Genomic DNA, 13,044 nt, shown 5'->3' on the forward strand with positions numbered 1-13,044 from the left:
TCAGTCAGTGGAGTGAAGCCGGGCAACGCGGCAGAGCCGGAATCTGGATCACGCCGACGTACGATCCCGCCCGCTCTGCTTGGCGCGGTACAGCGCCGAATCGGCGTCATGCACGATGGCGTCGGGGGTCAGCGGTGCTTCGCCGGGTTCGAAGGTGGCGGCGCCGACGCTAACGGTGACGTGCGCGCTGGTTGGGCTCGGCAGATGCATCAGGCCGAGTTCGGCCACCGCGCTGCGCACGGCATCGGCCTGGCGCAGCGCACCGGCGGCGTCGGTATGCGGCAGGATCATGCCGAACTCTTCGCCGCCATACCGCGCAGCCACGTCGCTGCTGCGCCGCGAGCAGCCGGCGATGGCGCCGGCAATCAGGCGCAGGCAGGCGTCGCCAGTCACATGGCCATAGGTGTCGTTGTAGAGCTTGAAGTGATCGACATCGATCATCAGCACCGATAACGGCGATTGCAGACGGACCGCCTCCTGCAAGGCCTGCGACAACCGATAGTCGAACGCGCGCCGGTTGGCGATGCCGGTCAATGCATCCACCCAGGCCTCGGAACTGAGTTTGGCTTCGTTGCGATGCATGCGGCGCAGCTGCAGGTCCAGCCAGATGCCCACGCCCAGCAGCAGGGCGCAGCCAAGCGTGGCGATCACGATGCGCTGGCCCGCGGCATGCCGCCAATTGGTCAGCGCATCGTCCACCGACACGCCGGTCAGTACGCTCAGCGGATACGGCCGTGCCGGTGCGAAGCTGGAGATGCGCTCCACGCCATCGATCGGCGAGCGATAGGTCGCCGTGCCATGTCGGCGCGCGCGCATGTTGACGTAGATCGAGGTGCCGGCAATCGAGCTGCCGATCACGCCCTGCTTGTCGGGCCGGCGTAACAGCACGATGCCATCGTCGTTGATCATGCCGATGGTGCCGTGCGGGCCGACGTCGAAGGTGCTGTAGTGCTGCTGGAAATACTTCAGCTGCAGCGTCACCAGCACCACCCCGGCAAAGTCGCCGTCCGGGCCGTTGAGCCGGCGGCTCAGTGTCAGCACCCAGCTGCCATCGGAGCGGCTTTTGACCGGTGCGCCGACCAGCGACAACGCATCGCGATGGTCGCGGTGATACTTGAAGTAGGCGCTGTCGGCGTTGTTATGCGTCTTGGGTGTGCTATCCAGCGACGAGCTGACCCAGCTGCCATCTGCCGCGTAAATAAAGATGCCATGCAGGCGGTCCGAACGCCTTGCCTCGCGCACCAGGAATTCGTGCATTGCTGCGCGCGCGCTGGTATTGCCCTGGTCGTGCTCGACGCGCGCGACCAGCCCGGACAGCACTGCGTCGGCGATCGACATGGTGTCGCTGGCATGCTGCGCCAGCGAGTTGGCCAGGTTCAACGACTGCGCTTCGGCACCGCGCAGCGCGGATGCACGTTCTTCATGGATGGACCAGTACTCCGAACCGAGCAGTAGCATGCACGCCATGGTCAGCACGAAGTGCAACGCAATGCGTTGTGCACGTTGCCGCCGCCGCTTGGTGGGTGATGTCACTGTGGCTACCTGTCCAGACACCTGGGCGATGCAACCGGTGTGCCAGCCTACGCGTCGCTGCGGTCGCTACCGCGTGCAAACGCGGTGGCGCAATACGATTTTGTGATTTGCAGCGCATTGGAGGGCGGCAAACCAGTACGCGGCAATGCGGCGCAGCACGCAGATCCCGTTGCCGGTCCTGGTATCGCGCCATCGGCAGCGAGTCACCGACAGGCAACATGCTGCAGCCTTTTCAAGCCAGCTCGACTGCATTCGCATCACGGTACGCGTGCTATCCCTGGGCTCGAATCATCATCTGAGGAGTTCCCCCATGCGCGCCATTCGTCTCTCGCATCCCGCCGGTCTGAACGCACTGACGTCGGTTGAATTGCCCGATCCGGGCCAGCCTGCACGCGGGCAGATCCGTGTGCGTCTGCATGCGAGCTCGCTCAATTTCCATGACCTGGGCGTTGTGCTCGGTCAGATGCCGACGGCCGATGGCCGCATCCCGATGTCCGACGGCGCCGGCGTGATCGAGGCGATCGGCCCCGAGGTCGACGAGTTCGCCGTCGGCGACCACGTGGTGTCCACCTTTTTCCCGCAGTGGCTGGATGGCGAGCCGCTGCATGCTGGTTTTGCGACCACGCCAGGCGATGGCGTCGATGGGTATGCACGCACGGCGGTTGTGGCCGCTGCGCAGGCATTTACCCATGCGCCGGTCGGTTACAGCCACGCAGAGGCGGCCACCTTGACCACCGCTGGCGTCACCGCCTGGCGGGCGCTGGTTGTCAACGGCGGCCTGAAAGCAGGCGATACCGTGCTGGTGCTGGGCACGGGTGGCGTGTCGATCTTTGCGCTGCAATTCGCCAAGGCGATGGGCGCGAGCGTGATCGCCACGTCCTCGTCCGACGAGAAGCTGGAAAAGGTCCGCACGCTCGGTGCCGATCACGTCATCAACTATCGGCAGCACGCCGAGTGGTCGCGGCAGGTGCTGGAGATCACCGACGGACGCGGTGTGGATCATGTGGTCGAGGTCGGTGGACCCGGCACGCTGGCGCAATCGATCCGTTCCGCGCGTGTGGGCGGGCACATCGCCTTGATCGGCGTGTTGACCGGTGCGGCTGGCCCGGTGCCGACCGCCGAGATGATGGGGCGTCAGCAGCGTCTGCAAGGGTTGGTTGTCGGCAGTCGCCGGCATCAGCAAGCGCTGGTGCGCGCATTGGACGGGCTGCCGCTGCGCCCGGTCATCGACCGCAGCTATGCGCTGACCGAGATCGGCGAGGCGTTTGCATTGCAGAAGGCCGGCGGGCATCTGGGCAAGATCGTGCTGGAGTTTTAAGAGTGGATCCTGCGCGCTGGCTGCAACGCCGACGCCAGCGCGCCCAGGCAAGCATGTTTTCATGCGTTGCAGCATCAGCGCCCGCAACGGGTCTGCTGATGTCGGACACGGTTTCATAACGGTGGGGTGGTGGTGCGCGTCGCGGTCGGCAGGTGATCACGCGCGCAGCGGATGATGCAGGAATCGGTTGTATCGCTGCGGCGCCCTCCAATCACGCCGCACAGTGATGAGCACGTTTCATAGACGCATGCCAGCTCCAACGCCAATGCACGGGCAGGCGACAACTAGAATCGGGTAACGACCGATTGCATCGCTCCCAAGTGCCGCACTCACGCGCTTGTGACCGACGGCCCTGCACATTGATAAAGAACTGTATTAGCCAGCATTGTTGGAGATGCCAGCCATGAGAAACATCAAGATGACCCGTCGCGAAGTACTGATCGCTGGCACGGCATCGGCAGCCGGTGTTGCCGCAACCCAATCGATGGCGGCCACTGCCGTGTCGCAACGGCAAGCAGTGGAGCCTGCCAACGCATCCAGCCAGGTTGCCTTTGAAGTCAATGGCAAGCCCGTGACGCTGACACTGGATAATCGCACCACCTTGCTGGACGCATTGCGCGAGCACCTGCAGTTGACCGGCACCAAAAAGGGTTGCGATCACGGCCAATGCGGCGCGTGTACGGTCATCGTCGACGGGCAGCGCATGAATTCCTGCCTGTCGCTGGCGGTGATGCATCAGGGCGCAAAGGTCACCACCATCGAGGGCCTGGGCACACCTGACAAACTGCATCCGATGCAGGCGGCCTTCGTCAAACACGATGGCTATCAATGCGGCTATTGCACGCCGGGGCAGATCTGTTCGGCAGTGGCCGTGCTGGATGAAGTCAAACGCGGCATTCCCAGCCATGTGACCGAGGACCTGACGGCCAGGACCCGGCTCACCACGCCCGAACTGCAGGAGCGCATGAGCGGCAATATCTGCCGCTGCGGTGCGTATTCCAACATCGTCGAAGCGATCAACGAAGTTGCCGGAGAGCGCGCATGAAGGCTTTCAGTTACGAGCGCGCTACCTCGGCGGCAGATGCCGCGGCCAAAGCCGCGCGCCAGCCGGGCGCCAAGTTCATCGCCGGCGGCACCAATCTGCTCGATCTGATGAAGTTGCAGATCGAAACGCCATCGCATCTGATCGACGTCAATGGCTTAAGCCTGGACACCATCGACGCAACGCCGGACGGCGGTTTGCGCATCGGCGCGCTGGTGCGCAATACCGACCTTGCGGCAGATGCGCGTGTTCGTCGCGATTACGCGGTGCTGTCGCGCGCGCTGCTGGCAGGTGCGTCCGGCCAGCTGCGCAATCGCGCGACCACGGCGGGCAATCTGTTGCAGCGCACGCGTTGCCCGTATTTTTACGACACCAATCAACCGTGCAACAAGCGTCTGCCTGGTAGTGGTTGCGCGGCGATCGGCGGCTTCAACCGTCAGCTGGCCGTCATCGGCACCAGCGAAGCCTGCATCGCCACCCATCCCAGCGACATGGCCATCGCCATGCGTGTGCTCGATGCCACGGTGGAAACGGTGCGCCCGGATGGACAGACGCGCGCGCTGCCGTTGGCCGACTTCTATCGCGCGCCAGGTACGACGCCGCATCTGGAGACCGCGCTGGAACGTGGCGAGTTGATCACCGCCGTCACCTTGCCCAAGCCGCTTGGCGGAACGCATGTCTATCGCAAGGTGCGCGACCGTGCGTCTTACGCGTTTGCGTTGGTCTCGGTTGCCGCTGTCGTGCAGCGCGACGGCACCGCGCGCATCGGCGTAGGTGGCGTGGCGCACAAGCCGTGGCGCAGCGAAGCTGCCGAAGCACAGTCGCGCCAGGGCGCACGCGCCATCGCTTCTGTGCTGCTGGACGGCGCACAGCCCACCGAACACAACGCATTCAAAGTGCCGCTGGTGGAACGCACGTTGACCGCGATCCTGGCCGACGCGAGGGCTTGATATGAAATTCGACACTCCTGCCGGTACCAATCCCATCGATCAAGGCAAGGTCGTCGGCAAGCCCGTCGATCGCATTGACGGGCCGCTCAAGACCACCGGCCAAGCGCCGTATGCCTACGAACATCACGATCTGCCAGGCCGCGTTGCCTACGGCCATGTCGTGGGGGCGGGGATCGCCAAGGGCATGATCCGCAGTATCGACCTTAGCGCCGCACGCAATGCGCCCGGCGTGCTCGGGATCGTCTCTGCGCAGAACGCCGGCAAGTTGCACAAGGGCAAGCTCAATACCGCCAAATTGCTGGGCGGCCCGGAGATTCAGCACTACCACCAGGCGATTGCAGTGGTGGTTGCAGAGACCTTCGAGCAGGCACGCGCAGCGGGTCAGTTGATCAAGGTCGATTACGGCCGCCAGGTCGGCGTATACGATCTGAAAAAAGCGCGCGATGGCGCTAAGGTCACCAAGGAGGGCGGCGCACCCAATAGCGCCGTCGGCGACTTCGATGGTGCCTTCGCCGCAGCGCCGGTGCAGCTGGATGCCGAATACACCACGCCCGATCACTCGCACGCCATGATGGAGCCGCACGCGTCCACTGCGATGTGGGACGGCGACAAGCTCAGCGTGTGGACATCCAACCAGATGATCAACTGGGGCGCGCGCGACCTGGCGGTGACGTTGGGCATTCCGCGCGAAAACGTGCGGATCATGTCGCCGTACGTCGGTGGCGGTTTTGGCAGCAAGCTGTTTCTGCGTGCCGATGCGGTGCTGGCCGCGCTGGCTGCGCGCGAAGTCAAACGGCCGGTCAAGGTGATGCTGCCGCGCCCGCTGATCGCCAACAACACCACCCATCGCCCGGCCACCGTGCAGCGCATCCGCATCGGTGCCGAGCGCGATGGCAAGATCACCGCGATCGCACACGAAAGCTGGTCGGGCGATCTCGCTGGCGGTGCGCCGGAAATCGCTGCCTCGCAAACGCAATTGTTGTATGCCGGAGCCAACCGCCTGATCGCAACGCGCCTGGCGGTGATGGATCTTCCTGAGGGCAACGCCATGCGTGCGCCCGGCGAGGCGCCGGGGTTGATGGCGCTGGAAGTGGCGATGGACGAAATGGCCGAGAAGCTGGAGATGGACCCGGTCAAATTCCGCATCGTCAACGACACCCAGGTGGACCCGGAAAATCCGCAGCGGCCGTTTTCGCAGCGGCAGCTGGTCAAGTGTCTGGAAGATGGGGCAAAGCAGTTTGGTTGGTCCAAGCGCAAGCGCACGCCTGGCAGTACCCGCGATGGACGTTGGCTGGTCGGCATGGGCGTGGCCGCTGCATTCCGCAACGCCATCGCCATGACTTCCGGGGCGCGCATGCGCCTGGAGCAAGGCGGCCGCGTGGTGGTGGAAACCGACATGACCGACATCGGTACCGGCTCTTACACCATCATTGCGCAGACCGCTGCCGAGATGCTCGGTGTGCCGTTGAACTGGGTCGACGTGCGGCTGGGCGATTCGAGCTTCCCCGCATCGTCCGGTTCCGGTGGACAGTGGGGCGCCAACAGTTCCACCGCCGGCGTGTACGCGGCATCGGTCAAGCTGCGCGAAGCGATCGCCGGTCAACTGGGGCTGGACCCGGCCAAGGCCGAGTTTGCCGACGGCCACGTGCGTGCCGGCGGCAAGCGCATCCCGCTCGGCGATGCCGCGGCGAACGGCGCCTTGGTGGTGGAGGACAAGATCGAATTCGGTGACCTGTCCAAAACCCATCAGTTGTCGACCTTCGGTGCGCACTTTGTCGAAGTGGGCGTGGATATCACCACGGCCGAGGTGCGCATCCGCCGCATGCTCGCGGTCTGCGCGGCCGGACGCATCCTCAATCCCAAATCGGCACGCAGCCAGGTGATCGGCGGCATGACCATGGGCGCGGGCGCGGCATTGATGGAAGAGCTGGCGGTGGACAAGCGCTTCGGCTTCTTCGTCAATCATGACCTGGCCGGTTACGAAGTGCCGGTGCATGCGGATATCCCGCACCAGGAGGTGATGTTCCTGGAAGAAAGCGACCCGATGTCTTCGCCGATGAAGGCCAAGGGCGTGGGCGAGTTGGGGATTTGCGGCGTGGCGGCGGCGATTGCCAACGCGGTCTACAACGCCACCGGTGTGCGCGTGCGCGATTACCCGGTGACGCTGGAAAAATTGCTGCCGCACCTGCCCGAGCAGTTGCGCGCGTGAGTGCGGTCGTCGCTCCGGCCACGCATGCAGCGCCGGCCGAGCCGGCGTGGCCGGCATGGCCGAGCTACGCATTGCATGACGATCTGCTGCCGGTGCTGACGGCGTGGCACCGCGCCGGTCAGCGGGTTGCGATTGCGACATTGATGGATGTGCAGGGCTCCTCGCCGCGCCCGCTGGGCAGCGAAATGGCGATCGGGGCCGATGGCCGGGTTGCCGGTTATGTGTCCGGCGGCTGCGTCGAGGCGGCTGTGGCGCATGAAGCCATGGCCACGTTGCGCGACGGGCAGCCGCGGTGGCTGGACTACGGCGAGGGTAGCGAGGTGCTGGACATCCAGCTCAGCTGCGGCGGTCGCATCGGTGTGCTGCTCTGGCCCGTGCCGGATCTGTCCGAATACCTGGCGCGCTGGCGCAATGCCCGCCACCACCGCCGCGCGTTTCATGTGGCGCTGGATCGCAATACCGGAAGCGTGCGCTACCTATCGACTGTGCATGACGCGCGTCCAGGCGAATTTCTGCGCGTCCATCGCCCGCCACTGCGGCTGGTGCTGGTCGGCGCGGACCCGGCATTGCTGGTGCTGCTGGCGTTGGCCAATCAAATGGGCATCGAGACGCGCGTGCTGCGCCCGCACGGCCCCAGCGAGCCGCCGCCCGGTCTTGCGCCGGAACACTACGATCGCCGTGCGCTACGCGATGCGTTGCACGATGTGCAGCTGGATGCCGGCACTGCCTTGTACAGCCTGGCGCACGACAGCGAGATCGATCTGCAGGTCGCGTGCCGCGGTCTGGCATCCGATGCGGCATGCATCGGCATCCTGGGCAGTCGGAACAAGCGCGACACCCGTCTGCAGGCATTGCGCGCGCTGGGGCACGACGATGCCGCGCTTGCGCGTCTGCGCTTGCCTGCGGGTTGGCGGATGGGTCGCTCATCGCCGCACACCATCGCACTGGGCATCATCGCCGAAGCGACGCAGGCTGTAGCGGATCTGCAGATCGTTGCGGCTGCGGCTTAGAGCAGCTTACAAAACCACTGTGCAGCCGCTAGCGGGCGCCGCCGGTGCTCGGAATCCGCATGTACCACTTGTACACTCCGGTTTCTTTACGCCGTCCGCACCCACCTGACGACTGCTCGCTCTGTTTTTTTAGCCGCTCTTAGGCCGTTGTGGGTCTGCTGTCTGGTTTGTTGCGTCGCGCTTTGTGCGCCTTTGGTTTTCGCCAGCAGTTGTGCTTGGTGCAAGCGATGCTTCTGGAAAACGCCATGCGCGTGCGCGCGATTCATAGGAATCTGCACTACGCATAGCGCTTCGGTCAGCTCGATAACGTCGCTGAGATTTCGCTAATGCAGCTGTCGCGCGTTGCTGCCTGCGACGCATGGACGCATGGACGCATGGCGCGTGCGCTGCACGCAGTCGATGCGTCGCGCAGTCACTCCGCACGCACAGCGCGGCCTCTACGCTGAGGCGGTCTCCATTACGCACGACGTCGCCATGTCTCCTGATCTCTTCTCTGATGACGCCGTGTTTTGCGACATGCCCATTGTCGAATCGCCATGTATTTGTGGCTTTCCGCACGCAATGCTTGGCGATGCACGCAGGTTGCATCCTGCGCGCAGTCACGGTGGTACATGCGGCAGTTGTCACGCGCTGACCAGGCCCTGCGGATGAGCAGCGACCACGCCGCACTGGTGTTGGCCGCAGGTGCGGGGAGCCGGCTCGGGCGCTCAAAACAATTGCTGATGCGCGACGGCGAACCGTTGCTGCGTCGTGCTGCACGTATCGCACTGCAAACCGCACCACGCCGCTGCGTCGTCGTACTCGGCGCCGATGCCGACAGGCTGGCCGATGTGCTGCAGGGGCTGGACGTGGAAGTGCTGCGGCACGCCGACTGGTCTGCCGGGATGGGCTCCAGCCTGGCAGCGCTGCGCCGGCATGTGCAGGACGATGCGACGTTGCGACGTAGCCTGATTCTGGGGTGCGACCAACCGGCACTGGAGGCGCCGCACTTGCGTGGCTTGCTGGACGAAGCCGACCGTGCCGCGTCGGGGTGCGCCACCAGCGGCTACGCCGGCGTGCGCGGTATCCCCGCGGTGGTGACGCACACTGCCTGGGCGGATGTTGCGCTGCAGGGCGATAACGGCTTACGCGCGCTCTTTGCCAGCCTGGATGTCCAGACGCTGGGCTGCGTCAGCGCACCGGCGCTGGCGCTGGATGTGGATACGCCTGCCGATCTGGCGGCAGCGCAACAACGTGGGTGGGTGGACCAAGATTGAGACGCGATGACGGGTATCGGCCAGCGATCCCGGACAGCCTATTAGGCAAATCGCCGACGCCGATCAGGACCAGAGCACCAAGGCTTCCCTGACGACCAGAACGTAGCCCACCACCATCGCGGTCTTGACCGGAAACTGGAACTTTCTGAGCAGATACATGCCAACCCTCCCCAAGGTCTCGTCCGAGCGCGCCGTGATCCCCTGCAAGCCGTCTGCGCTCTTGTGACGGCCGCTTGTGAAGATTTCTTCACCCTTGCAGCCGAATGTAGCGCTCGACGTGAACTGTGTCACGTAAGAATTTTCTTACCCGGATGCCAGTGTCCGCCCGACAGTCGGGAAATGCGTAAAACCGCATGCTGGCTATGCCAAACGCGGGGCCACCGGCCACTCTCCCGCGGCCCCTTGAGTAAGGGTCTGTTGGCTTACGAATCGGCATGGCTTGCCCCAATCCCTCGCGTGATGCGCCTGTTCGGCGCGCTCGCACCTGCGCTTGACCGAAGTACCCACCGGCCGGAGGCCACATGGACCAGTCCCGCTACGTCGTACGCATTCATCCCGAACAAGGTGGTTGGTGGGTGACCCGTCCGGAATGGTCGCCGTTGCGCTACCTACGCGAGCAGGGCGCGCTGGAAAATGCCGAACTCATGGCCAAATTGCACTGCCTGACCACCGGTCAGCCCAGTGGCGTGGTGCTGGATACCGCCGACGGCGAACGCGTGGTGCGGCGCTACGGCTGAGGGTTGGTCTTGCGTCCAGCGTCGATTGCCAGGGCCAGGCCGGCAGGGGCTGCCTGATCGGTGTGGATGGAGCCGCATGCTGGCGACGCTGTGCTGAGTTTAGTGGCTGCCGTCTTGCGGCCTGAGGCCGGAGCGTCATGACGAGTGTCGTGCTCGACCGAGCGTGCAACATCGCCAGGTCGTCCCGGCCTAGCCAGGCAGCGCGGTTGCGCATGGACCGGTCTCGATCGCCTCCCACGGCCGTTGTCGGATGCGTTGGTGGGGTTTGCGCCACCGACGCGGTCGGCTAGATTCGCTGTCATCGGCCGCTCCTGGTTCGATCCGCGTTGGCGGCCCTCTGTCCGGATGACCGCCTGCGGTGAATGCGCCTGCGTCTGCATTGATTCAAAACGATATCGTCGTCTTCGGCCTGATCGCCGCCACTCTGGGTGCGGTGTTCTGGACTTCATCGCGCGAGCAAGGCCCGTGGCGGCGCTTCTATGCCGTGGTACCGGCCTTGTTGCTGTGCTATCTGTTGCCCGGCATCTACAACACCGTCGGGTTGATCGACGGCGCCAACACGCGCTTGTACAACCCCATCGCGCGCGACGTGCTATTGCCGGCCGCATTGATCCTGCTCACCCTGAGTATCGATCTGCGCGCGATCCTTGGGCTGGGACCCAAGCTGGTCGCCATGTATCTGGGCGCATCGGCGAGCATCATGCTGGGCGCGGTGGTCGCCTTCTGGGTCATGCAATGGCTGCACCCGGCCACCGTCGCGGGCGACACCTGGGCGGGCATGGCGGCATTGGCCGGCAGCTGGATCGGCGGCGGCGCCAACATGCTGGCGATGCGCGAAGTGTTCAATGTCGATGCGACCACGTTCGGGCAGTTTGCCGTGGTCGATGTGGGCGTCGGCTACGTGTGGATGGCGGCGCTGATCTTCCTGGCCGGACGCGCGCGCAAGATCGATGAGCGCAGCGGTGCAGACACCCGTGCGCTGGACGCCTTGCAGGAGCGCATGGCGCGCTTCCAGGCCGAACATGCGCGCATCCCCAGCCTGGCCGACCTGATGGTGATCGTGGCAGTGGCATTCGGCGGCGTCGGCCTTGCCCATGCGCTCGCAAGCCCGTTGGCGGCCTGGTGCAAGGCGCACCTGAGCTGGGCCGGCCAGTTCAGTCTGGATGCGCCGTTCGTGTGGGTGGTGGTGCTGGCGACCAGCTTGGGATTGCTGCTGAGCTTCACCCGTGCACGGACCCTGGAAGGCGCGGGCGCGTCCAAGATCGGCTCGCTGCTGCTTTATTTCCTGATTGCCTGCATTGGCATGCAGATGGACCTGCTGGCGCTGCTGGATCGGCCATGGCTGTTCCTGCTCGGGCTGATCTGGATCGCCGTGCACATCGCCTTGCTGTGGGCGCTGGGCCGCTGGTTGCGGGTGCCGTTCTTCTATTTTGCGATTGGCTCGCAGTCCAACATCGGCGGCCCGGCGTCCGCGCCGGTCGTCGCTGCGGCGTTCCACCCGGCGTTGGCCCCGGTGGGCGTGTTGCTGGGCACGATGGGCTACGCCACCGGCACCTATCTGGCGTATCTGGTCGGCATCACCTTGCGGGCGATGGCCGGCGCAGGCTAGTGCCGCGTTACGCCGTGCGGGCCGGCGTCATGGAGCTGCCGCTTGGAACAGCGCCATGACCGCTCCGGTCGGGTTACTGCAACAACGAGATTGTCACTTGCTCGACCTTCCCGCACCGCACGCGTCTACCTGACGAAGACGGCGTGCGGCACGGGTTGCCGCGTGCGTTATTGCTGGATCACGCGGCGCTGCTCTTCCTGCTGCTGGGCAGGCTGATGGGTGTGCTGCTGGTTCTGCTGCTGCAGCTGATTGACATTGCCTTGCGCCGGCTCATTGGCAGCGGACGCGGTCTGCACATGGCTGCGCAGATGCGCCGGGTCGTCCATGCGGCCTTGCACCGCAATCAGGCTGTCGCCATCGCGGTTGGGCACCAGATGATTGATCCGCTGCAGGCCGTCGTTGCCTGCACGCGCGGCCACGCTGGCGGCGGTGTTGATAAACGCCGTGTCATCGTGCAACCCCAGCCGCTCGCGTTGGCTGTCCAGTTGCACCACGGCGTCGTTGAACAACTGGCTGCCCGGCTGTAGCGACGCGCCGCGTGCCTGATCGGGCGATTGCATGTCCTGCGCCTTGATCACCGAGTCCATCCCGTGCAGGTCCAGACGATGCTTGAGCATCATGCCGGGCACCAGGCGTTGCCCGAACGACAGCGGGTCCGGCTCCGGCAATTCGATCTGATGACCGGCCGCGTTGGGCATGGTCCACTTCAGCGGAATGCTGTCTTCCTGCAAGTGGGTGAGGATTTCGTTCTTGACGTGGTAGCCGCGAATCAGCTCCTCGCTGGCGTACTGCTTGGCTGCCGACGCGTCCAGGCCCTGGCGTTCAAGGGTGCGGTCGTTGACGCCGGCGGCGTTGTACGTCACTGCGGGAATGTCGTTGATCATGGCCGACGCCGACGCCAGGCCACCGCCCAACGAGTGACCGGAGATCACCACCTGGTCGCCGAACGCCTGCTTGGCCTGGCTGCCGAGCTGGATGGCCGATGCATATTGTGCATCGTCGAAGCCCAAGCCCTGGCCGATATTGTGCTTCCAGTCCTTGCCTTCGTCGGTGCCGCAAAAACCGAGCACCACCTGGCCTTGATCGTTGCGATAAAACGCGGCATCGAAGCCGCTTTTGGCGTCGTGCAGCAGTGCCGGATCGATACCGGCCTGCTGAAGCGCGCTGTCGTCCATGCGCGACCAGCCGTTGGCCAGCGGCGCAAAGGTTTCAGCGCCACCTTCGCGGCGTTGATTGGCAGTGGCGTAGAGATCTTGCAGCAGCTCCGGAAACTGCCGGTCCTGCGGCTGCGGTTGTTGTCCGCGCATCGACTCTGCGAACGGAGTGGATGCGGCAGTGGATGATGTGGACTCTGACGGGGGCATGCGCGGCTCCTTGCGT

Annotated in this window: 11 protein-coding genes and 1 other RNA gene; 9 read left to right on the forward strand and 3 right to left on the reverse strand. The window is 64.8% G+C overall.

The genetic code is table 11. The features are described 5' to 3' along the window. Positions 1–48: 48 nt before the first annotated feature. Positions 49–1,533: a sensor domain-containing diguanylate cyclase gene (locus ABQZ00_RS05125; protein ID WP_323539352.1), complete on the reverse strand. Its 1,485-nt coding sequence runs from the start codon at positions 1,531–1,533 to the stop codon at positions 49–51. A 310-nt stretch (positions 1,534–1,843) separates the two neighbouring features. On the opposite strand from ABQZ00_RS05125, the gene ABQZ00_RS05130 reads away from it, so the two are divergent. From ABQZ00_RS05130 to ABQZ00_RS05160, 7 genes are all read left to right on the forward strand, one after another. Further along, a complete protein-coding gene (locus ABQZ00_RS05130; RefSeq protein ID WP_115528524.1) occupies positions 1,844–2,851 on the forward strand; it encodes a zinc-dependent alcohol dehydrogenase family protein in 1,008 nt (335 codons plus the stop codon). Between the two features lie 403 nt (positions 2,852–3,254). After that, positions 3,255–3,896: an aldehyde dehydrogenase iron-sulfur subunit PaoA gene (gene paoA / locus ABQZ00_RS05135; protein WP_503064239.1), complete on the forward strand. Its 642-nt coding sequence runs from the start codon at positions 3,255–3,257 to the stop codon at positions 3,894–3,896. Next, complete coding sequence (locus ABQZ00_RS05140) at positions 3,893–4,843, forward strand: FAD binding domain-containing protein (RefSeq protein ID WP_115554228.1); 951 nt, start codon at positions 3,893–3,895, stop codon at positions 4,841–4,843. Before paoA ends, ABQZ00_RS05140 begins: the two co-directional genes overlap by 4 nt. 1 nt (position 4,844) lies before the next feature. Continuing rightward, complete coding sequence (gene paoC / locus ABQZ00_RS05145) at positions 4,845–7,052, forward strand: aldehyde oxidoreductase molybdenum-binding subunit PaoC (RefSeq protein ID WP_323539350.1); 2,208 nt, start codon at positions 4,845–4,847, stop codon at positions 7,050–7,052. Next, entirely contained in the window at positions 7,049–8,062 is a 1,014-nt protein-coding gene (locus ABQZ00_RS05150; RefSeq protein ID WP_323539349.1) for an XdhC family protein, read from the forward strand. Before paoC ends, ABQZ00_RS05150 begins: the two co-directional genes overlap by 4 nt. Positions 8,063–8,121: 59 nt before the next feature. Continuing rightward, positions 8,122–8,197, forward strand: a non-coding RNA gene (locus ABQZ00_RS05155) — sX9 sRNA. Between the two features lie 512 nt (positions 8,198–8,709). After that, positions 8,710–9,318: a nucleotidyltransferase family protein gene (locus tag ABQZ00_RS05160; protein WP_323539348.1), complete on the forward strand. Its 609-nt coding sequence runs from the start codon at positions 8,710–8,712 to the stop codon at positions 9,316–9,318. Positions 9,319–9,381: 63 nt separating this feature from the next. Here the strand turns inward: ABQZ00_RS05160 and ABQZ00_RS05165 are convergent, their stop codons facing one another. Beyond that, complete coding sequence (locus tag ABQZ00_RS05165) at positions 9,382–9,609, reverse strand: hypothetical protein (protein ID WP_055849762.1); 228 nt, start codon at positions 9,607–9,609, stop codon at positions 9,382–9,384. Between the two features lie 230 nt (positions 9,610–9,839). Between ABQZ00_RS05165 and ABQZ00_RS05170 the strand changes: the two genes are divergently transcribed. Together ABQZ00_RS05170 and ABQZ00_RS05175 are read left to right on the forward strand one after the other, a co-directional pair. After that, positions 9,840–10,055, forward strand: coding sequence for a hypothetical protein (locus ABQZ00_RS05170; protein WP_055849765.1), 216 nt, complete (start codon positions 9,840–9,842; stop codon positions 10,053–10,055). 358 nt (positions 10,056–10,413) lie between these two features. Beyond that, complete coding sequence (locus ABQZ00_RS05175) at positions 10,414–11,664, forward strand: DUF819 family protein (protein WP_323539347.1); 1,251 nt, start codon at positions 10,414–10,416, stop codon at positions 11,662–11,664. Positions 11,665–11,831: 167 nt separating this feature from the next. Here ABQZ00_RS05175 and ABQZ00_RS05180 read toward each other — a convergent pair whose 3' ends face one another. Further along, positions 11,832–13,028: a Tle-like phospholipase domain-containing protein gene (locus ABQZ00_RS05180; protein ID WP_323539346.1), complete on the reverse strand. Its 1,197-nt coding sequence runs from the start codon at positions 13,026–13,028 to the stop codon at positions 11,832–11,834. Positions 13,029–13,044: the final 16 nt, after the last annotated feature.

It is taken from the genome of Xanthomonas sp. WHRI 10204, assembly GCF_040202875.1.
Taxonomy (GTDB): Bacteria; Pseudomonadota; Gammaproteobacteria; order Xanthomonadales; family Xanthomonadaceae; genus Xanthomonas.

Excerpts from the sequence above, each read along its gene's own strand:
- ABQZ00_RS05130 (WP_115528524.1), top strand. The coding sequence starts at position 1,844 with ATGCGCGCCATTCGTCTCTCGCATCCCGCCGGTCTGAACGCACTGACG.
- paoA (WP_503064239.1), top strand. The coding sequence starts at position 3,255 with ATGAGAAACATCAAGATGACCCGTCGCGAAGTACTGATCGCTGGCACG.
- ABQZ00_RS05140 (WP_115554228.1), top strand. The coding sequence starts at position 3,893 with ATGAAGGCTTTCAGTTACGAGCGCGCTACCTCGGCGGCAGATGCCGCG.
- paoC (WP_323539350.1), top strand. The coding sequence starts at position 4,845 with ATGAAATTCGACACTCCTGCCGGTACCAATCCCATCGATCAAGGCAAG.
- ABQZ00_RS05160 (WP_323539348.1), top strand. The coding sequence starts at position 8,710 with ATGAGCAGCGACCACGCCGCACTGGTGTTGGCCGCAGGTGCGGGGAGC.
- ABQZ00_RS05170 (WP_055849765.1), top strand. The coding sequence starts at position 9,840 with ATGGACCAGTCCCGCTACGTCGTACGCATTCATCCCGAACAAGGTGGT.
- ABQZ00_RS05180 (WP_323539346.1), bottom strand. The coding sequence starts at position 13,028 with ATGCCCCCGTCAGAGTCCACATCATCCACTGCCGCATCCACTCCGTTC.